Genomic DNA, 20,816 nt, shown 5'->3' on the forward strand with positions numbered 1-20,816 from the left:
CCACCGCAGCTAAGGAAGGTGCCTTGAACGCCAATTGCTGTGCAAGCCACTCTCTACAAAAGAGAAGACCACGAGGACTTATTCGCACCTTCCCTAAGACTCACAGTCCAATCTTGGCGAAATGCAATAACCGGCCGGCTGCTTCATACTTGTTCCCTGTTATTCCTTGGTTCGGGGCCAATGTTTGACTATCAACTGTTGCAGCCCCTGTTGCGACAACCCCAATTGCTGCGCCGTTGCCAACAAGTCTTCAAGCTGCGGCATTATAATGGCCTCGGCCGACAAATTCTGATGGGCCCGGCGCTGGGCTACCCGGGTTGCCTGGCCGCGTCGCCGCTCCAGCCATCCCTGCTCCACCAACTGTTTCACCGCCCTGGAAACTGTCATGGGGTTTACAGCCAGATGCTCAGCCATCTGCCGCACCGAGGGCAATACGGTTTCCTCGGGCAGCTGGCCGCCGACGATCAGATGGATAATCTGCTCGCTCAATTGACGGTAGATGGGTTCGCCGCTGCCGGGGTTGACATGCAATAGTTCTAACATTAGCCTTGAAACACTGTATTAATACATTGATACACCAATAAAACTAACACACTCCGGCAGGAATGCCAAAAAGGAACACAAGCATGAAGCAAAGGAACTTTGGCCGGCACCACAGGCTTGCCGTAACCAGCATGCTGCTGTTGGCTCTGGGGCTTTGTTGGACGCCGCTGAGTCAGGCACAGACAGCTTCCGAAAGCACGGGCTGTTATGTCGATGGTCTGTCTGAACGTCTGCGTTGCGGCACGATTCGAGTCGCGGAGGATCCGCAAAAGCCCGAAGGCCGCCAGTTGGCAATCCACTATGCCGTCTTGCCGGCAATCAAGAATACCGCCCCTAATGAAGCCGTACTGGCCATCGCCGGCGGGCCGGGACAGTCGGCCATCGAAAATGCCGCCACCTTCGACCTGATCTTAAGCAAAGTCCGTCAAAACCGGGACATATTGCTGATAGATCAGCGCGGTACCGGCCAGTCCAACGCCCTTGAGTGTGCGGCGTTGGATCTGGAACAAACCCTGGCCTATAACGACGAAGCACTCGATGTCGAACAGGAAACCCGTAACTGCCTGAGTAAGTTGGATGCCGACATCAGCCAATACGGCAGCGAGCAGGCATTGCACGACTTCGAAGCGGTTCGCCAACATCTGGGTTATCAGAAGCTGCACCTTTATGGCATCTCCTACGGCAGCCGCATGGCTCAGCTCTATATGCGCCACTATCCCGAGGCACTGAAGACAGTGACCCTGGATGGCATCGTGCCTATGCAGCAGAGTGTGCTGGCCATAGGCGCCGCCATTGGCCGGGCCCAGGATCTGCTGCTGAGCGATTGTGAGCAGGACGCTTTGTGCGCTCAAACCTACCCACAGCTGCGTCAAGAACTGAACCAACTGGCCGAGCGCCTGGGGCAGCATGCGGTGATGAAGAAGGTGCCTCATCCGGTAACCGGCGATATCGCCATGCTGACCCTGACCCGTAGCAAGCTGCTCGGCAGCCTGAGAATGGCGCTCTACAGCCCATCGGTCAGAGCTCTGCTACCCTACGCCATCCACCGGGCGGCCATGGAGGAATACCAACCCCTGCTGGGATTAATGGCTCTCAGTGTCGATAGCACAGGAATTGCCATGGGCATGCACGCCGCCGTGGTTTGCGGTGAAGACTGGCCCAGATTGACCGCCGCCGAGCGCCAACAGGCAGAGGCCAGCGTCATAGGCAAAGAGATGCTCAGCAGCCTGGACAGAAGCTGCCCTATCTGGAATGTCCCGGCCGCGGCGGCCACCTTTGCCGAGCCGATAGCCAGCGATATCCCCACCCTGTTGCTTTCCGGAGCCAAGGACCCCGCCACGCCGCCTTCCTGGGGTGAGCTGGCCATGGCCCAGTTGAGCAACGCCAGACACTTGATCTCCCCCTATGCCACCCATGGTGTTGCCGCCCAGTCCTGCGCCAATGAGCTGATCGCCGAGCTGGTCAAGGGCACGGCGCCGGACAAGTTGGATGGCGAGTGTCTCAACAAAGATGTGCGTCGCAGTTTCTATCTCAACGCCAGCACAGTGGAAGCCATTCCAGGAGGAACAAAATGATCAAGGTGACCAATCTGAGTAAGCGCATCGGCAAGGTTCAAGCCCTGGATGGCCTGAGTTTCAGCGCCGAAGATGGCATGATTACCGGCCTGCTCGGCCCCAATGGCGCCGGCAAGACTACCTGCCTGCGCACTGTGTTTGGCCTGCTGAAACCGGACGAAGGCATAGCCGAAGTCGACGGTATAGATGTCGGCCGCAATCCGCTGGCGGCCAAGCAGCAACTTGGGCTGTTTCCGGATCCCTTCGGCCTCTATGAACGCCTGAGCCCGAGGGAATATATTCGTTTCTTCGCCGAACTCAGCGGCATGCCGAGTAAGGCCGCCAAGCAGGCGACTGCCGATGTGCTCGGCAAACTCAAGATGGACGATATTGCCGACCGCCACTGCAAGGGCTTTTCCCAGGGGCAGCGGATGAAGACGGCACTGGCTCAGGCCATAGTGCATCAACCGACCAATATTATTCTCGACGAACCCACCCGCGGGCTGGATGTGATGAGCACCCGGGTACTGCGGGAGCTGCTGTTAGATCTCAAACGCCAGGGCCACTGTGTGTTGTTCTCCAGCCATGTGATGCAAGAGGTCGCCGCTCTCTGTGACAAGGTGATAGTCATGACCCAGGGACGCGTGGTGGCCGTTGGCAGCCCGGCCGATCTATGCCGTCAAACCGGTAAGGAGTCACTGGAAGATGCCTTTATACAACTGATAGGCACGGATGAGGGGATAGCCGCATGATGAGTCGACTCTTGACACTGGTTCGCAAGGAACTGCTGGATGCCGCCCGCGACAAGCGTTCTGTAATGGCCGGTCTCTACTATGCCATAGGCACGCCGCTGATCATGTGCGGTCTGTTTGTGGTGCTGATTGGTCAGCTCTCCAGCCCGGATGACCTGCAAATTCGCATAGACAACGCCGAACAGGCGCCGGATCTGGTGCGCTATCTCGGCCAGAAGGGGATCAATCAGGACAGCGGCGAGCAGGCAGGCGCTCTGATACTGCAGATAAGCGAGCAATATCGGGCGCAGATGGCCAAAGGCGAAAGGGCCGAGGTGATCCTGATAGCCGACAACTCGGATGAAAAGCTGCAGAAATCGATTCGCCGTCTGGAGCGGGCGCTGCAGGGTTATTCCTCCGAAATGGGCAGCCTGCGCCTACTGGCCCGCGGTATAGATCCCAGGATAATGCAGCCGATTAAGGTGCAATTGCAGGATCAGGCCACGCCAGACTCCAAGGGCGGAATGATCCTCGGAATCGCCATCTTCACCATGATCTACTCGGTATTTATTTCCGGGATGAATCTGGCGATAGATACCAGTGCCGGCGAACGTGAACGCAACTCATTGGCGCTGCTGCTGAGTCACCCTGTCACCCCGAGGCAATTGGTGATCTCCAAGCTGCTGGCGGTAACTGTGTTTGCCATGTTGGGCTTGATCCTGATTTTGCTGATCTCCAAGTTTGCCTACCCCATGGTGCCCTGGCAGGAGCTCGGCTTCAGCATCAGTATCAGCGCCGAGTTTATTGCCCTGATGCTGTTGATAGGCTTGCCGGTCGCCCTGCTGGCCGCCAGCATGCAACTGTTTGTGTCCTTCCTGGCCAAGACCTTTAAGGAAGCCCAATCCTATTTGACCATAGTGCTGTTCGTGCCCTTGGCCCTGGCGATGACCGCCAGTTACGACATAGCGCCGGACACCTTGCAATGGTTACCGGTCTCGGGGCAGCAACAGGCGCTGATGGCCTTTATCAAGGGGAAGGAGTTGCCGCTACTGCAGCTGTTGGTATCCAGCTTGCTGACGTTGGCCATAGCCGCCGCCCTGGTGCTGGGGCTGGAGCGCTCCCTCAAAAGCGAAAAGGTGGTGTTTGGCCTCTGATCCAAACCCCAAGGCCGCAAAAGAAAAGGCAAGCCGAGATTCAATGTTGGCTTGCCTTTCGATTGCCGAAACCCCGAAACCCGCCCCCCGAAACCCAAGGGTATCGGCCGGGTAAAAACCGGGTTGGCTTATTTCGCCTTGGGACGAAACGGCTTGATCACTGCCTCATCGCATTCGAGGAAGGGGCCTTCCATCAAATCGATGCAGTAAGGAATGGCTGGGAATACCGCATCCAGGCACTCACGAATCGACTTGGGCTTACCCGGCAAGTTGACTATCAGGGTGTCGTCTCTCAGCCCGGCGGTTTGCCGTGACAGAATCGCCGTCGGAACAAACTTGAGCGACTCGGCGCGCATCAGCTCGCCAAAGCCAGGCATCATACGGTCGCACACGGCTTCGGTCGCCTCGGGCGTAACATCGCGCTTGGCCGGCCCTGTGCCCCCTGTGGTCACCACCAGACAACAGCCGTCTTCATCGGCCATCCGCTTGAGGGTGGCTTCAATCACCTCCCTCTCGTCCGGGATCACTTCATAAACACTTTCCCACTCACTGGTGAGATAAGCATTGAGAGTCTCTATGATCGCCTTACCGGAAATGTCTTCATAGACTCCGGCGCTGGCACGGTCACTGACGGTTACTATCCCGATTTTGGCTTTGGCCATGCTGTTCCCCTTGGCAAAAATGCTTGTGTTGCAGTGGCGCCTAACATACCACAATTAGGCTTTCCTGCCCCCATCAGCGGGAGCATTTTGTCGTCTCGGGGGCGGGAGTCTCAAGAGGCTTGGTTTTCAAGCGGTGCCAGGCGCTCAACGCCAACAGATACAGGGTCGCCACCACAAACGCCAGCACAGTTCCCCAGGCAATGCCGAGCAGCGGATAGAGCCAGCTCACCGCAATCACATAACACATGAGCGACCCCAGGCCTCTGGGATAATGCTTGATAATGGTTTGCGCCTGCGGCGCACCATAGGCCAGATGAATGATTAACAAAAACGGATAAAGCGTAATGGGGAAGGCAGCCAGAATACCGGCCTGAGCCGGCGTCAGCAGTTTGGCCGCCGCCGTGACCAACAACACTATCATGGCCGCCGCCGCAGCCCTAAGCAGCAATACCAGCGGGCTGAGGCGAACGGGCTTGGCTACGGTAGCGTCCGGTATTTTGGCAAGCACCAAGCCCACAAGCACTATCGCCAGCAGCAGCGCCAGGCTTCCGCCGAGGAGATTAAGATTCAACAGACTCAGAAGATAGCCACTGAGGCCAAAGGCCAGCAATCCCAGCCCTGACCCCAGCAGTGCCACTAACGGCAGTGGCCGCTCGCCGCCGAGACGAATACCCAGGGCATAACCACAAATCAGCAGCAACGAAGCGATAAAACCGGACAAGGCGGCGGTAGCACTGGCGGCGGCAAAGGGCTCACCCAATTCAATGCCGATAAAAAACAGCGCGATAGCCGTACCAAGCGGATAGCCGGACAAAATACCCGCCACTCTGGGGCTGACCCGCTCGGCCACCAGCGACAGGCCCACCACGGCTATGATGGCGGTCGCTATTTTGGCGAGTAACAGGCTATCCATTTCCCTTCTCCCGACACTAGAGCAGGCGCCTGGCCTGCCAATACTTTTGCTTCCAGTAGCTGTTATCCAGCGATGAGATCATCACCCCCTGACTGGTAGAGGCGTGCATAAACTCATTGTTGCCTATGTAAATCCCCACATGGCGGCTACTCCAGCCAGTCTTGAAGAACAGGAGATCGCCCACCTTGAGCTGACTTTTCTTGACCGCAAACCCCAGCTTGCGCTGTTCATCCACTGTGCGCGGCAGCATGATGTCGCTCAAACGCCGGTAAGTCAGGCTGACAAAGCCCGAACAGTCGACACCTCGCTTGCTCATGCCTCCCAAACGATAGGGAACCCCATGCCATTCTCGCTGCATCGTCAGCAGCCGCTGCTGTGACAGGGGCGCTTGCTCAGAGCGCTTGGCTTCGGACTCTGTGCCGTCTTGGGGCTTAGCCACTGTAGCCGGAGCGGAAACAGGATCGGGACGACCGGAACAGCCACTCAGGGCGCCCAACAACAGGAATGTCGCCAATATCTGCCACAGCTGCATGCTCTTTCCAACTCAGATGCCATTGAAGAACCCCTAATGTGCAATAAGCCGCCGCTATTTGCAAAAATCGGACACCTGCTCCAGGCTATCCTCTGGTTAGCAACCTCATGACTCAAGGATGAGCAAACTATGATGCTTGAATTCACACCTCAGTCCCCATTGTCGGCCTCAATGGCCACGGCAGCCGACACAGCTTTTATCCAAAAAGTCTTCAACTCCTGCCGCAGTTATTTTCTGCATCTGGGCTTACCCGAGGAGATGGCTCAGGTGCTATTGTTACAACAGTTTCAGCTGCAACAAGCCTGGTTCAAGAATCACTATCCCAATGCCATTACCCAAATACTCCGGTTGCAAGAGCAAGCGGCAGGAATACTCACCCTAAACACAGGTACTGAAGCACTGCATATTCTGGATATGGCTTTGTTACCAGAGTATCGGGGACAAGGCCTGGGCAGCGAATTGCTGAACGCCATTCAATCTCTGGCCCAGCTAAACCAACTGGCGGTGTCCCTGATGGTCGCCAGGGACAATCCGCAAGCGAAAAAACTGTACTTGAACAAAGGTTTTGTTACCCAGGATGTTACTGAGACTCACGAATTGATGCGCTGGCACTGCCACTAAGTACCGATTGTAGGCTTGCAAAGATACAACTTACCTCCCTCCGCAATTCTCTGCCAACCACCCAACCAAAGTTAAAATCCAGTAAACAACTTGTTATTCCCAGACTTGTGTACCAGTGTTTATGGAGACCTGTCACTGCCTCGCAGCGACACCTCTAGGTAAATGGACATCATCAAGAGGGCTTGCTCAAGCCAAGCCTTCATTTTCAAGGAGTGAATATCATGGCAGACAACTTTATCGGCGAAATTCGTATGGTGGGCTTCAACTATGCTCCGCCAGGTTGGGCGCTGTGCGCCGGACAGACAATAAGCATTGCCAGTAATACGGCTTTATTCTCTTTATTGGGCACTATGTATGGCGGTGATGGAGTAAGCACTTTTAAGCTGCCGGATCTTCGCGGCCGGGTACCCGTCAGCTTTGGCCAGAGTCCAGGCACCAGTTTATACAACCAAGGGCAGATGCTTGGAACTGAGGGGACCAATCTGACAACAGCCCAGTTGCCCGCCCATAACCACGCCATTGATTCAATCAATGCCAGTGTCAGCCCTCTGGCATCCACCGGCAGCGGCACCACTGATGAGCCTGGTCCCAATACGGTACCGGCAAAGATTGCCAGCGGTCTCAATGCGCTGGAAGCATACAGCACCACGGCGAACACCAGTATGCAACCGTCACCAGTCAGCTTGGATGGCAACACAAACACAACGGGCAACAGTGACACTGTCGACTTGCGCCAGCCGTTAACCGTGGTGAACTTCATCATTGCCTTACAAGGCATTTACCCTCCCAGAACATAAAGCATCACAATCAACGGCAGTTGGAAGTGTGCTTTCCTGCTGCCGTTGAATTGCTCAAGCTAACACCGGACTATTCAGGGCTGCCAAAACCATGAACTCTTTAATACGGATATTAAGCCTGGTGACATTGTTGCTGTTGCCATTTGTACAAGCAAAGAGTGTCACAGAACCAGGGACAAAGGCTGAGCTCATCTTGGTCGATGCCACAATCTCTCAGTATCAAACCTTGCTGGAACAGGCATCTACCACGGCCCTCACCTCTAGACCCATTACCGAACTGACCGAACTCAACACCTTGATAGCCCAAGACAAGAAGTACTCGGGTTTACACTTGATCACTCACGGTCAAAGCGGCGAAATACTGTTGGCAGGCCACAAGTTGGCGCCGCGGGAACTGGCCACTCAGTTGGATCAACTGCTACTGCCGGGTGCCCCTCTCTATCTTTACGCCTGCAACTTGGCTCAGGATCCAAAGGGCCAAGCCTTTGTCGATAATCTGGCCTCGATTTTAGCCCGGCCCGTATTGGCCTCAACCAACGCCACAGGCAACCAGCGTCTTGGCGGTGATTGGCAACTCGAATACTCCACCTCCTCGACCATGGCTGCCAGGACATTGTTTTCCGGTGACGTGAGAGGATTTAATACGCTATTGTCCAACACAGCTTACGAATTCTCCGACGGTGATGCGGTTACCCTCACCAATGCCGCCTCTGCACTCGCCAATGACAGCACCTTTACCCTGGAAATGTGGGCCAATTTTTCCAGCACCTCAGGCATCATCAATCTGATGGATATTACCGGCTCACTCGATGCCGGTGGTTTTATCATATATAACAATACAATGACGGTTGATCTGAGCGGCGACTTCAGCTCTTTGACCCAAAGTAATCCAATCACTATTTCAACCAATGTCTGGTATCACTTTGCTTTTGTATTCGACAACGGCCTGTGGGATTTTTATCTGGATGGCCAAGCCACAGGTATTGGTGTTGCCGACATGGGTGGCAACAACACAGTGCCGGATTATCAAGCGGCAAACGTCAACAACCTGGTCGCCGGTCTTCAAAATCATAGTTCGGTAAACAACTTTACCGGCAAAATAGATGACATCCGCCTTTGGAGCACGGCGCGGACTCAAACCGAAATTCAAAATAACCGCCAGCTCGAGCTGGCTGGCAATGAAACCGGCTTGATTGGCTACTGGAAACTCAATGAAACCAGCGGCACAGTTGTCAATGACAGCCAAACCAATGGTTCCATACTCCAGGGAAGCAGCAGTGGTGTTACATTGGGTGTCACTGGAGCCTTCAGCGGTAATCAAAGCCCAACAGATATCTCGCTTTCCAACAACTCCGTCAGCCAAAGCGGCGGCAGCAATGCTGTGGTGGGCACCCTGACAACCACGGATGCCGATGTTGGTGACAGTTTCAGTTATGCCTTGATTGCCGGTAGTGGTGACACCAACAATGGCAGCTTCAATCTCAGTGGTGATTCCCTCAGAGCCAACAATGCCTCCACCTTGGTTGGCGGTAGTTATAGCATCCGGGTGCAGACGACAGATTCAGGCAATGCCACATTTGAAAAAGCCTTTAGCATCACAGTGGTGGATGACCTTGCTCCGGAAGTGACCGGCATGACTATCGATGGCTCACCCGCAGATACAGCAACCAGCATCAGTTACACAGTTAGTTTCAATGAATTGGCCAATAATATCTCGACCGACGACTTTAACCTGACCAACGCGGGTTCTGCCGCAGGCAATATTGCGTCGGTATCCGCCAGCTCAGGCACCAGCGTTACTGTAACTATCAACAATATCAGCGGTAACGGTTCGCTGCGCCTGGATCTGAAAGCAGCAACCAACATCAGCGATGCTCAGGCCAACAGTGGGCCGGCAGCCTACACCTCTGGCGATGTTCATACTGTTGCCGTCCCTACTGTTCCCGGCGCCCCCATCATAGGCACGGCATCTGCCTTGGATGGCCAAGCCGTGGTCAACTTCTCGGCGCCGGCAAGTGATGGTGGTTCTGCGATTACCTCATACCAAGTGACTTCATCTCCAGGCGGGATCACCGCCAGTGGAGCCAACTCGCCGATAGGGGTTGCAGGCCTGACCAACGGCACGAGTTATACCTTTACTGTGCAGGCCATCAATGCCGTGGGTACAAGCTCGCCATCCGCACCATCCAACTCGGTAGTCCCAAAGGCAAACCAGACCATCAGCTTCAACAACCCGGGGGCGCAGGACTTTGGTACCACACCAACCCTTGCGGCCACCGCCAGCTCAGGGCTGACGCCTGTGTTCAGCTCCAGTACCACTGGGGTCTGTACCATCACGGCCTCCGGCACCTTAACCTTTGTCACCACGGGTAATTGCAGTATCGATGCCGATCAGCCAGGAGACAGCAGCTACAATGCGGCGCCAACCGTGACCCAGAGCTTTACGGTCAATGCCGTGGTGCCCGGAGCACCCACGTCCGTCAACGCCGTTACCTCTGATGCCAGCGCCACAGTCAGTTTCAGTGCCCCGGCAAGTACCGGCGGCGCGGCGATCAGCAGTTACACAGTCACCTCAAGCCCGGGTGGTTTCACCGCCAGCGGCACCGCCTCACCGCTGACGGTTAGCGGTCTGAGCAACGGCACCAACTACAGCTTTATCGTCAGCGCCAGCAACATCGCAGGCACAGGCCCGGCCTCAAGCCCCTCCAATACGGTAACCCCCAAGGCAAACCAGACCATCAGCTTCAACAACCCGGGGGCGCAGAGCTTTGGCACCACGCCAACCCTTGCGGCCACCGCCAGCTCAGGACTGACGCCTGTGTTCAGCTCCACGACCACTGGGGTATGTACCATCACGGCCTCCGGCACCTTAACCTTTGTCACCACGGGTAATTGCAGTATCGATGCCGACCAAGCCGGAGACGGCAGCTACAATGCGGCGCCAACCGTGACCCAGAGCTTTACGGTCAATGCCGTGGTGCCCGGAGCGCCGACGTCTGTCAGCGCTGTCGCTGCCGACGCCAGCGCCACAGTCAGTTTCAGTGCCCCGGCAAGTACCGGCGGCGCAGCTATCAGCAGCTACACAGTCACCTCAAGCCCGGGCGGCCTCACCGCCAGCGGCGCCGGCTCTCCACTGACAGTTAGCGGTCTGAGCAACGGCACCGACTACAGCTTTACTGTCAGCGCCAGCAACACGGCAGGCACGGGCCAGGCCTCGAGCCCCTCCAATACTGTGACCCCCAAGGCAAACCAGAGCATCAGCTTCAACAACCCGGGGGCGCAGAGTTTTGGTACCACGCCAACCCTTACGGCCACCGCCAGTTCAGGGCTGGCGCCAGTATTCAGCTCCAACAGCACTGGCGTCTGTACCATCACAACTACCGGCACTCTCAACTTTATCAGCGCGGGCAGTTGCAGCATTAACGCCGACCAAGCCGGGGACAGCGGCTACAATGCAGCGCCCACAGTGACCCAGAGCTTTATGGTCAATGCCGTGGTGCCCGGCGCGCCGATGTCTGTCAGCGCTGTTGCCTCTGACGCCAGCGCCACAGTCAGTTTCAGCGCCCCGGCAAGTACCGGCGGCGCGGCGATAAGCAGCTATACCGTCACCTCAAGCCCGGGTGGTCTCACCGCCAGCGGCACCGGTTCGCCACTGACAGTTAGCGGCCTGAGCAACGGCACCGACTATAGCTTTACTGTCAGCGCCAGCAACACAGCAGGCACGGGCCCGACTTCAAGCCCCTCCAATACTGTGATCCCCAAGGCAAACCAGAGCATCAGCTTCAGCAACCCGGGGGTGCAGGACTTTGGCAGCGCGCCCACACTCACAGCCACCGCCAGCTCAGGACTGACGCCTGTGTTCAGCTCCAGTACCACTGGGGTCTGTACCATCACGGCCTCCGGCACCTTAACCTTTGTCACCACGGGTAATTGCAGTATCGATGCTGATCAGCCCGGAGACAGCAGCTACAATGCGGCGCCCACAGTGACCCAGGGCTTTACGGTCAATGCCGTGGTGCCCGGGGCGCCCACGTCGGTCAACGCCGTTGCCTCTGATGCCAGCGCCACAGTCAGTTTCAGTGCCCCGGCAAGTACCGGCGGCGCGGCGATCAGCAGTTACACAGTCACCTCAAGCCCGGGCGGCCTCACCGCCAGCGGCGCCGGCTCGCCACTGACAGTTAGCGGCCTGAACAATGGCACCGACTATAGCTTTACTGTCAGTGCCAACAACACAGCGGGTACGGGCCCGGCCTCGAGCCCCTCCAATACTGTGACCCCCAAGGCAAACCAGACCATCAGCTTCAACAACCCGGGGGCGCAGGACTATGGCACCACGCCAACCCTTACCGCCACCGCCAGCTCAGGGCTAACGCCTGTGTTCAGCTCCAGTACCACTGGTGTCTGTACCATCACGGCCTCCGGCACCTTAACCTTTGTCACCACGGGTAATTGCAGTATCGATGCTGATCAGCCCGGAGACAGCAGCTACAATGCGGCGCCCACAGTGACCCAGAGCTTTACGGTCAATGCCGTGGTGCCCGGAGCGCCCACGTCCGTCAACGCCGTTGCCTCTGACGCCAGCGCCACGGTCAGTTTCAGCGCCCCGGCAAGTACCGGCGGCGCGGCGATCAGCAGTTACACAGTCACCTCAAGCCCGGGCGGCCTCACCGCCAGCGGCGCCGGTTCGCCACTGACAGTTAGCGGCCTGAGCAACGGCACCGACTATAGCTTTATCGTCAGCGCCAACAACACAGCGGGTACGGGCCCGGCCTCAAGCCCCTCCAATACTGTGACCCCCAAGGCAAGCCAGAGCATCAGCTTCAGCAACCCAGGGGCGCAGAGCTTTGGCACCACGCCAACCCTTACGGCCACCGCCAGCTCAGGGCTAACGCCAGTGTTCAGCTCCAACAGCACTGGCGTCTGTACCATCACAACTACCGGCACTCTCAACTTTATCAGCGCCGGCAGTTGCAGCATTAACGCCGACCAAGCCGGGGATAGCAGCTACAATGCGGCGCCAACCGTGACCCAGAGCTTTACAGTTAATGCTGTGGTGCCCGGCGCGCCGATGTCTGTCAGCGCTGTCGCTGCCGACGCCAGCGCCACGGTCAGCTTCAGCGCCCCGGCAAGTACCGGCGGCGCGGCTATCAGCAGTTACACAGTCACCTCAAGCCCGGGTGGTTTCACCGCTAGCGGCACTGGTTCGCCACTGACAGTTAGCGGTCTGAGCAACGGCACCGGCTACAGTTTTACCGTCAGCGCCAGCAACATCGCAGGCACAGGCCCGGCCTCAAGCCCCTCCAATACGGTAACCCCGGAGCCGGATAACAAGGCCCCCAGTATTTCAGGCACTCCAGCCGGCAGCGTAGATCAGGATAGTTATTACAGCTTCATCCCCACGGCCACAGATCCGGATCAGGATCCTCTGACGTTCAGCATCAGCAACAAACCGGCCTGGGCCAGTTTCAACACGGCAAGCGGCGAGCTCAGTGGTACTCCACTGCGGGAGCATGTAGGCGTTAGTGACAACATCATTATCCGAGTCACGGATGGTGCGCTCAGTACAGATTTGGCGCCCTTTAGTGTGGAAGTCAAGGCTGTCAATCAAGCGCCACAGGCCAACCACGACCGGATAACCCAGGCCTTCAGCCAAGAAAATAGTTATTTACTCGATGTACTGGCCAACGACAGTGACCCAGATGACGATCCACTGACGATTGTGGATATCAGCACCAGTCTGGGCACTGCTACTGTACTGGGAGATAAGCTGCAACTGACAGTGCCGGAAAACTTCAATGGTCAGGTGCGACTCAGCTACAGCATCACGGACGGAGAGTTTTATGACAGTGCCAAGGTGAGCTTCAGCATAGAAGGCAGTAATCCAGAAGCCCCTGTCATCAATATCCCGGCCGATGTCACAGCCAACGCCACAGGTCTGTTTACCCGGGTAAACTTGGGTCGGGTCGGCGCCATCGACAGCGATGACAACCCCATTCCGGTATCCTTGTTGAACGGCTTCCCGTTTTTTGCTCCCGGCCAACATTTGGCTTACTGGAAAACCACAGATGGTAAGGGGGTAAGTGCCACAGCGTCGCAGTTGGTTACCGTGTACCCCAGGATTAACCTGGGAGCCTCAAAAACTGTCGCCAACTTCACTCGGGTGCAGGTGCCGGTTTTACTCAACGGCTCGGCCCCCGAGTATCCGATGGAAATCCGCTACAGTGTCAGCGGCGATGCGATTGCAGGTCAAGACCATGATCTCGCAAGCGGAAGCCTGCTCTTGAGTCAGGGAATGTCCACCAGCCTAGAGTTCAATGTTTTTGCCGACTTGACCGCCGGGCAACAAAAATCGCTGACAATCACCCTGGACGACGGCCAAAACCCCGGGCACAACGCCGCTACTGAAATACGCATCAGTAACAATAATCTGGCGCCCAACCTCAGCTTGAGCGCCAGTCAACAGGGTGAAATGCGCTCCAGTGTCAGCAGCTCGGATGGCTTGGTAACGGTAACGGCAGAAGTCGCTGACCCCAACCCGGCAGACAATATCAGCCTCAGTTGGTCCAGCGAGCCAGCTATGACAAACCTCTCGACCTCAGCAAACGAGTTCACCTTTGACCCCGCAGTGCTGGCCCCAGGGATTGTGACTCTGACATTGAACGCCATGGACGATGGTTCCCCCCAACTGGGAAGCAGCAAGAGTCTCAAGCTATTGCTGCTGGCACAGCTACCGGCTCTTGGGGAAACAGACGCCAACAACAACCGTTTACCGGATAGTGCCGAAGGCTATGGCGATCCGGACGGCAATGGTATTCCGGCCTATCTGCAGGGCGATCACCCCTGCAATGTGATCCCCGAACAGCTCAGCCGCCCCAATAGCTACCTGGCCGAGGCGCAACCCGGCATCTGCTCCCGTAAGGGGTTGCTAAGTCTACAGCGGCTGGATAACGGTATTGAGCTGGAAGATGGCTCAATGTTGCCAGATGACAGTGAAGGGAAAATTGTCGGAGGTTTATTCGACTTCGAACTCGAGGGCAGTGAGTATGGCGGCAGTGTCAGCATAGTGATCCCGCAAGTTCAGGCGATACCGGCACAAGCTCAATACCGTAAATACGTCGCTTCCGGCTGGCAGGAGTTTGTAACAGATGCCAACAACCAGATATTTAGCAGCGCGGGAGAACCCGGATATTGTCCACCAATGGGTGATGCCAGCTGGCAGAGTGGCCTTACTGAAGGTCATTGGTGTGTGCAACTGCTTATTCAGGATGGTGGCCCCAACGACGGTGACGGCCAAGCTAATGGCACCATAGTCGACCCGGGCGGCGTTGCCGTGAAGCTGTTAGCCAACCAAGCCCCTATAGCCCAGGCTGACAGCTTTAGTTTGCCATGGAATCAGCAACATCTGCTGGACGTACTGGCCAACGATAATGATGCCGATAACGACAGCCTCTATCTGGTGCAGGCCAGTGTCTCTATCGGTGAGATCAGTGTCAGTGAAGACAAGCTCAGCCTGATGTACACGCCGCCGGAAGACTTTATCGGCAACGCACAGCTGAGTTATACCGTCAGCGACGGCATGGGCGGTACGGCAATGAGCCATGCCGAACTGGTTGTCTTTTACAACAGGGCACCCGTGGTGAATGACAGCAGCGCCAGCACGGATGACAGGACGACGATAGAACTGGATGTATTGAGCACTGCCAGCGACCCGGATGGCGACAGCCTGACGCTGGAAAGCGCTGTAGCTCAATCCGGTAGCGTCAGCATCACAACATCACAGACGCTGAGCTATCAACCTAAGACCGGCTTTGCGGGCACAGATATCATCAGCTTCAGTGTCAGTGATGGCAACGGCGCCTCGGCAACCGCTCAGGTAGTGGTGACGGTCACGGCCTATCAAGAGGTTGTGGTGGAAAACGGCTCTTCCGGCGGGGCGGTCGCCCCCTGGGCCTTGGCACTAATGCTGTTAATGGCAGGATTCAGGCGCTTAAGCCTGCGTTTGGCAAGCCTGCCGCTGTTGCTGCTACTGGCAATTGGGGTCAGTTTCAATGCCCAGGCGCGCTGGTCTGTGAACCTCAACTTGGGTTACAGCCATGCCCGCCTCTCGGAGTCGGATATCAACCAGGCCTTACCGGCAGAGATCAAACTGACAGAGTTGGACAAAGATGATTTCGCCTGGTCTGTGGCGCTGAACTACCAGGCTAGTGATGCCTGGGTGCTGCAGTTTGGCTATCTTGATTTGGGCGAAACCTCACTCATGCTGGCCGGCAGCACACTCGACCCACAGGCCTTGCAGCAATCACTTGCCAACCTTGGGCCGCAACTGGCCTCCGGGGTAACTGCCGGAGCCGAATACCGCTTTTGGCGATATCACGACTGGTCTTTCAGCCTCAACGGCGGGATATTTGTCTGGGAGAGCGACTTCAACAGCCAGTGGCAACAGCAAGAGTTGCGTTATGACGACTCCGGCGTCGACTTCTACTGGGGTCTGGGTGGCCAATATCAACTCTCCGAACAGTGGGCGATCAGAGCCGATTACCGCCGTTATATGTTGGACAGAAATCAGGTAGACGGTGTCTTTCTTGGTCTGGAGTTCTTTTTCTGAGTTTGGATTAGCTTAAGCGATCCTCCAGGATGTAAGAAGACCGCCCAATGGCGGTCTTCTTATCAGTAGGCTTACCAGATCCTGACTCTGTCCTCTGGCGCCAAATAGAGCGCATCTGTGGGTTTGACATCGAAGGCGCGGTACCAGGCATCCAGATTGCGCACAGTCAGGGCCCGGTAGTTGCCGGGAGCATGACCATCGGTGGCAATACGTTGGCGCATGGCCTGATCTCGCATCTTGGTTGCCCAAGTTTGGGCATAACCGATAAAGAAACGTTGATCACCGCTAAAACCGGCAATAACGGGCGCCTCTTTGCCCTTGAGTGACGCCCGGTAAGCATCGTAAGCGGCAGCCAATCCGGCTACATCAGCAATATTCTCCCCCAGAGTCAGTTTGCCGTTGACATGCAAGTCGGGGAAAGGCGCATATTTGTCAAACTGCTTGGCCAGGGCATCCCCTTGGGCGGCGAAATGCTCAAAGTCCGCCTGAGTCCACCAATTGCGCATAGCGCCGCTGGAATCGAAAGCCGCACCATTATTATCAAAGCTGTGGCTGATCTCATGGCCGATGACCGCCCCTATGGCACCATAGTTATAGGCATCGTCGGCAGTGGCATCAAAAAACGGCGGTTGCAGTATCCCGGCCGGGAAGTTGAGCGCATTTTGCACCGGCAGGTTTACCGCATTGACTATCTGGGCGTTCATCCACCATTCCCCTTTATCTTGGGGCTTACCTATTTTGGCCAATTGATGAGCGTATTCGGCCTGTTCACCGGCCACGGCATTGGCATAAGCACTCTGCCCCACCTGATAATGGCTGTAATCACGCCAATTATCCGGATAGCCCACACTCACCACCAGAGTATCAACCTTGGCCAGAGCTTCCTGTTTGGTGGCCGGTGCCAGCCAATCAATCGCCTCAACCCGGCCATGGAAGGCATCGACTATGTTATCCACCAACTCGCTGACCTTGGCCTTGGCCGACGCCGGGAAATAACGGCTCACATAGGCGCGGCCAACAGCATCTCCCAGATAATTATCCAACGCCTCCAAGGCGCGCTTATCGCGGCTGCGTTGCATAGGCGTGCCTGACAAGGTCGTGCCATAGAAGGCAAAGTGCGCCTGATCCAGCGCCGAAGGCAAGACATCTGTGTGGCTATTGATCTGGTGGAACAGCAACCAATCTTGCCAACTCGCCAGCGGCTCGGAAGCTACCAAAGCCGAGAGTGCGCGGATGGCGGGGCCATGATAAGCGGCAAAGCGTGGCTGCTGGCCAAGTTGCGCGGCCTCAAAGAATGCCTGCCAGTCGATACCCGGGGCCTTGGTGTCAAAGTCAGCCCGGCTCCAAACTGCGGATGATTTGGCAAAGTCTTCACTGTCTTCACGGCTGACGTGGGCGGCAGCTATTTTCAGCTCCAGCGCGAATATTCGCTCGGCCCGTTCACCGGCATTGTCTATGCCGGCGGTTTGCAACAAGGTCTCGACATAGTGACGATAAGCCTGCCGCAGTTGCTGCATCTTGGGATCGCTCGACAGATAATATTCCCGCTCCGGCAATCCCAGCCCGCCCTGCAACAGATAGGGCAATACCTCTCCCGGAGTCGCCAGCCCTTGGGTGACAAATACCCCCAGCAGATTCTCAGTGTGATAGTCGGTGGCATTGAGCGGGTCAACATCGGCCCGTAAACTGGCTCCCAAGGCCGCCGATAGCGCCTGTTTGGTTTTCAGGGCTGCTATCTGCTTTTGGTAATTCGCCAATGGCTGCAGGCCGGCTTTTTCGATGGCATCAGTATTGGTATAGGCCAGATAAAAATCGGCAATTCGCGCTTCATCACTACCGGCAGCATGGGGCTTGGCCACCAGCTCAGCAATCAATTCGGCCTTGTGCTGCTCGGTCGATTCAAAAGCCACCAGAAAAGACCCAGTGGAGGCTCGGTCGGCAGGTATCTTGGTATCCCGCATCCATTGACCATTGGCGTAATTGTAGAAGTCATCTCCTGGTTTAATACTGGTATCCATGGCCGCCAGACTAATGCCTATATTGGCCTCTCCCTGACGGGAAGCCACAGACGGCACCTTGGTTGAAGCTGTATCTTGAGACTGGCAAGCGGCCAGGCCGCCGAGCAGGGCCGCGGCGGTAAACAGCGCGATTGCATTGGGCTTGAACATGCAAATTTCCTTGATCTTATTTATGGGGTTTCAGGCGTTTAATCTTCGAGTCTATCCCATTTCACCGCTTGGCGGCCAAGCAGAAAACTGTCACAAGATATGAGGCAGATTGCCCCCTGCGCATCCCTTAACCTCAAAAGCGTCTGAGGTAATTCCCACCCAAAAGGCGATAGGCAAAGGCGGATTTCTGGCTTATTGTGGAGAAGCTGTTCAACCTATTGCAGAAACCTCAAGCCAAGATGGCTTAACAAAGGAAATAACCATGAAATGGATTTCAACCACAACCTGGATCGGGTTAGCTGTCACGCTACTCTTTCTCTGCCTAACTCCCGTGATAATAGATGAAGTGCTTATTCGAGAAATGGGGATGAGCCAAAGCGGCGCTGAAAAGCTGCAGCTACTCTTCCTGAGTGCCTTTATCGTACTGTGCCTCTGTTTGTTTACTTTCCGTCGTTATCAAAAACTGACGCTGACCATGGCAATCATTGCCAGCCTTCCCTTTATTCCCTGGAGTATATTTTTCCTCGATGGCCTGGGAAACGATATGAAGCGTTATCGCTTCCGCAACCTGCAAAAGAGCGACCCTGAGGAAGTGAAGCAGCATCATACAGTGTTTAAATATGCCGATATTACCGGGGGCACAGCAATCATGATGGCTATAGGCGTGCTCATGATGGGCTTCGGGTCGGCGGTAGGGGGCTTTATGGCTTTCGCCGCTTTATTCGCCATGATCAAATACCAGCTCAAAAAATCCGGCTACCTGTTTGCCATAGTCAATGAAGGGATCTCCTTCTCACCCGACTCCAGTGGCAAACAGTTTTACTTGTTACCCTTAGATAAAATCACTCTGGGTTATCAGGACAGCAGCAAGTTGGCGCTCAAGGTTAGAGACGAGCAAGGGGTCAGTCATGAACTGAGAATTCTTTATGGCATGATAGATAAATCGCAGCGCGATGAAGCCCAACAGCAATTACTGGCTTGTCTGGAACCTCGGGGCTCGAAAGCACCGACACAAGCGGAAAGCCTTTAGCCTTGAGTAAAATGGCGCCTCGGCAATGACATTGCAGCCGCCGCAGACAACAAAAAAGCGCCCTTGGGCGCTTTTTTACAAGCTTGACTCAACGAGTCACAGCTTAACGCATAGTAACAAACTCTTCTGCGCCCGTTGGATGGATAGCGACTACGGCATCAAAGTCAGCCTTGGTGGCGCCCATCTTGATGGCAACACCAAAGCCCTGAAGGATTTCATCCATGCCAAAGCCGATACCATGGATCCCGACGACTTTTTCATCGGCGCCGGCACAAACCAGCTTCATCTTACAAGCCTGACGGTGCGCAGTAACTGCAGTGTACATGGAGGTAAAGGAGGAAGTGTAGACCTTCACCTGATCCTCTCCGAAACGCTCTTTGGCCTCGGGCTCTGTCAGCCCCATGGTGCCAATTGGCGGGTGGCTGAAGACCACAGTCGGGATGCAGTCATAGTCCATCTTGGCATCCGGCAGGGCGCCAAAGAGACGCTCTGACAGCAAGCGACCCGCCTTGACGGCAACCGGTGTCAGCTCTACTCCGCCCGCCATGATGTCACCGACACAGTAAACCCCTTTGGCACTGGTGTTTTGCTGGGCATCAGTTATCACATATCCCTTGGGATCCAACTGCACATCGGTATTTTCAAGGCCGATATTGCCTGTGGCCGGTGCCCGACCTATGGCCCAGATCAGGCAGTCCACTGTGTACTCTTCAGCGTTTTCCAGCACCAGAGTCAGGCTGCCATCAGCATTTTTACGCACTTCCTTGGGAATACTCTGGGTATGCAGCGAAGGCCCTTCACTGGCCATGGACTCCATCAGTGTTTCATAGAGCATGGGGTCGAAGTTACGCAGCGGCGCATGTTTGCGTACAAACAGATGGGTTTCACTGCCCAAGGCATGCAATACACCGGCAATTTCCACCGCGATATAACCGGCACCCACTACGGCTACCCGCTTGGGCTGTTCACGCAGGGCAAAGAAACCGTCCGAGTCTATGCCATATTCTGCCCCGGGAATGTCGGGAATGCTGGGCGCGCCACCGGTAGCGATCAGAATATGCTCGGCACTGTAGTGTTCGCCGTCGACCTCAATGGTGTGGTTATCAACAAAGCGGCCATAACCGTTAACCACAGTGACCTTGTTGTTGGCCAGACCGCGTTCATAGGAGCCATGGATACGTTCGATATAGGCTTCACGACTGGCCACCAGAGTGTTCCAGTCAAACTGGTTGACGCTGACATCAAAACCATAATCTTTGGCATAGAGATGCATTGCTTCGGCCACTTGGGCGCCATACCACATGACCTTCTTGGGCACACAGCCGACGTTGACGCAGGTACCACCCAGGTGTTTGGCTTCAATCAGCAACACCTTGGCGCCACGCATGGCGGCCCTGTTGGCTGACGCAATACCACCGCTGCCCGCACCCAGGCAGATATAGTCAAAATGTTGTGCCATGTTTATCTCCGTCGATTGATACAGATTCTTTCGCCCAACAGGGCGACC

Annotated in this window: 13 protein-coding genes; 7 read left to right on the plus strand and 6 right to left on the minus strand. The window is 56.0% G+C overall.

Features of this window, described 5'->3' with window-relative positions:
* Nucleotides 1-159 precede the first annotated feature (159 nt).
* On the minus strand, nt 160-543 hold the full coding sequence (locus ACF8D4_RS11825; RefSeq protein WP_025009112.1) for a GntR family transcriptional regulator: 384 nt from the start codon (nt 541-543) through the stop codon (nt 160-162).
* Nucleotides 544-674: 131 nt separating this feature from the next.
* Between ACF8D4_RS11825 and ACF8D4_RS11830 the strand changes: the two genes are divergently transcribed.
* Genes ACF8D4_RS11830 through ACF8D4_RS11840 form a run of 3 tightly spaced genes read left to right on the plus strand, consistent with a single transcriptional unit; the run spans nt 675 to nt 3,981 of the window.
* The gene (locus tag ACF8D4_RS11830; RefSeq protein WP_243888578.1) at nt 675-2,117 is read left to right on the plus strand and encodes an alpha/beta hydrolase; all 1,443 of its coding nucleotides are present in this window, start codon (nt 675-677) and stop codon (nt 2,115-2,117) included.
* Nucleotides 2,114-2,848, plus strand: a complete 735-nt coding sequence (locus ACF8D4_RS11835) for an ATP-binding cassette domain-containing protein (protein WP_028780402.1) — start codon at nt 2,114-2,116, stop codon at nt 2,846-2,848. Before ACF8D4_RS11830 ends, ACF8D4_RS11835 begins: the two co-directional genes overlap by 4 nt.
* Nucleotides 2,845-3,981 carry an ABC transporter permease gene (locus ACF8D4_RS11840; protein WP_371872533.1) on the plus strand — a complete coding sequence of 379 codons (1,137 nt, stop codon included), beginning with the start codon at nt 2,845-2,847 and terminating at the stop codon, nt 3,979-3,981. The genes ACF8D4_RS11835 and ACF8D4_RS11840 overlap by 4 nt, the downstream gene beginning before the upstream one ends.
* 128 nt (nt 3,982-4,109) lie before the next feature.
* Here ACF8D4_RS11840 and mog read toward each other — a convergent pair whose 3' ends face one another.
* The 3 genes from mog to ACF8D4_RS11855 all read right to left on the minus strand — a co-directional run bounded on the left by mog (nt 4,110) and on the right by ACF8D4_RS11855 (nt 6,088).
* Nucleotides 4,110-4,643, minus strand: a complete 534-nt coding sequence (gene mog / locus ACF8D4_RS11845; protein WP_025890134.1) for a molybdopterin adenylyltransferase — start codon at nt 4,641-4,643, stop codon at nt 4,110-4,112.
* Between the two features lie 73 nt (nt 4,644-4,716).
* A complete protein-coding gene (locus ACF8D4_RS11850) occupies nt 4,717-5,556 on the minus strand; it encodes a hypothetical protein (protein ID WP_181317059.1) in 840 nt (279 codons plus the stop codon).
* Nucleotides 5,557-5,572: 16 nt separating this feature from the next.
* On the minus strand, nt 5,573-6,088 hold the full coding sequence (locus ACF8D4_RS11855) for an NlpC/P60 family protein (RefSeq protein ID WP_096142196.1): 516 nt from the start codon (nt 6,086-6,088) through the stop codon (nt 5,573-5,575).
* A 129-nt stretch (nt 6,089-6,217) separates the two neighbouring features.
* Between ACF8D4_RS11855 and ACF8D4_RS11860 the strand changes: the two genes are divergently transcribed.
* The 3 genes from ACF8D4_RS11860 to ACF8D4_RS11870 all read left to right on the plus strand — a co-directional run bounded on the left by ACF8D4_RS11860 (nt 6,218) and on the right by ACF8D4_RS11870 (nt 16,111).
* Nucleotides 6,218-6,709, plus strand: coding sequence for an N-acetyltransferase (locus ACF8D4_RS11860; protein ID WP_144131281.1), 492 nt, complete (start codon nt 6,218-6,220; stop codon nt 6,707-6,709).
* A 221-nt stretch (nt 6,710-6,930) separates the two neighbouring features.
* Complete coding sequence (locus ACF8D4_RS11865; protein WP_146508267.1) at nt 6,931-7,506, plus strand: phage tail protein; 576 nt, start codon at nt 6,931-6,933, stop codon at nt 7,504-7,506.
* A gap of 91 nt (nt 7,507-7,597) precedes the next feature.
* The gene (locus ACF8D4_RS11870) at nt 7,598-16,111 is read left to right on the plus strand and encodes a fibronectin type III domain-containing protein (protein WP_392465564.1); all 8,514 of its coding nucleotides are present in this window, start codon (nt 7,598-7,600) and stop codon (nt 16,109-16,111) included.
* Between the two features lie 71 nt (nt 16,112-16,182).
* Here ACF8D4_RS11870 and ACF8D4_RS11875 read toward each other — a convergent pair whose 3' ends face one another.
* The gene (locus ACF8D4_RS11875; protein WP_208136355.1) at nt 16,183-18,279 is read right to left on the minus strand and encodes a M13 family metallopeptidase; all 2,097 of its coding nucleotides are present in this window, start codon (nt 18,277-18,279) and stop codon (nt 16,183-16,185) included.
* A gap of 262 nt (nt 18,280-18,541) precedes the next feature.
* Between ACF8D4_RS11875 and ACF8D4_RS11880 the strand changes: the two genes are divergently transcribed.
* Nucleotides 18,542-19,309 (plus strand): hypothetical protein, encoded by a 768-nt coding sequence (locus ACF8D4_RS11880; RefSeq protein ID WP_141250914.1) that lies wholly within the window; start codon nt 18,542-18,544, stop codon nt 19,307-19,309.
* A 103-nt stretch (nt 19,310-19,412) separates the two neighbouring features.
* On the opposite strand, the gene gorA is transcribed toward ACF8D4_RS11880, so the two are convergent.
* Nucleotides 19,413-20,768 (minus strand): glutathione-disulfide reductase, encoded by a 1,356-nt coding sequence (gene gorA / locus ACF8D4_RS11885; protein WP_045283799.1) that lies wholly within the window; start codon nt 20,766-20,768, stop codon nt 19,413-19,415.
* Nucleotides 20,769-20,816: the final 48 nt, after the last annotated feature.

Origin of the sequence: Shewanella sp. YQ_9, from assembly GCF_043103185.1 — a bacterium.
Classification (GTDB): domain Bacteria; phylum Pseudomonadota; class Gammaproteobacteria; order Enterobacterales; family Shewanellaceae; genus Shewanella; species Shewanella algae.

Coding starts and splice junctions, on each gene's coding strand:
- ACF8D4_RS11875 (WP_208136355.1), bottom strand. CDS start 18,279: ATGTTCAAGCCCAATGCAATCGCGCTGTTTACCGCCGCGGCCCTGCTC.
- mog (WP_025890134.1), bottom strand. CDS start 4,643: ATGGCCAAAGCCAAAATCGGGATAGTAACCGTCAGTGACCGTGCCAGC.
- ACF8D4_RS11825 (WP_025009112.1), bottom strand. CDS start 543: ATGTTAGAACTATTGCATGTCAACCCCGGCAGCGGCGAACCCATCTAC.
- gorA (WP_045283799.1), bottom strand. CDS start 20,768: ATGGCACAACATTTTGACTATATCTGCCTGGGTGCGGGCAGCGGTGGT.
- ACF8D4_RS11830 (WP_243888578.1), top strand. CDS start 675: ATGCTGCTGTTGGCTCTGGGGCTTTGTTGGACGCCGCTGAGTCAGGCA.
- ACF8D4_RS11880 (WP_141250914.1), top strand. CDS start 18,542: ATGAAATGGATTTCAACCACAACCTGGATCGGGTTAGCTGTCACGCTA.
- ACF8D4_RS11840 (WP_371872533.1), top strand. CDS start 2,845: ATGATGAGTCGACTCTTGACACTGGTTCGCAAGGAACTGCTGGATGCC.
- ACF8D4_RS11865 (WP_146508267.1), top strand. CDS start 6,931: ATGGCAGACAACTTTATCGGCGAAATTCGTATGGTGGGCTTCAACTAT.
- ACF8D4_RS11850 (WP_181317059.1), bottom strand. CDS start 5,556: ATGGATAGCCTGTTACTCGCCAAAATAGCGACCGCCATCATAGCCGTG.
- ACF8D4_RS11860 (WP_144131281.1), top strand. CDS start 6,218: ATGATGCTTGAATTCACACCTCAGTCCCCATTGTCGGCCTCAATGGCC.
- ACF8D4_RS11870 (WP_392465564.1), top strand. CDS start 7,598: ATGAACTCTTTAATACGGATATTAAGCCTGGTGACATTGTTGCTGTTG.
- ACF8D4_RS11855 (WP_096142196.1), bottom strand. CDS start 6,088: ATGCAGCTGTGGCAGATATTGGCGACATTCCTGTTGTTGGGCGCCCTG.
- ACF8D4_RS11835 (WP_028780402.1), top strand. CDS start 2,114: ATGATCAAGGTGACCAATCTGAGTAAGCGCATCGGCAAGGTTCAAGCC.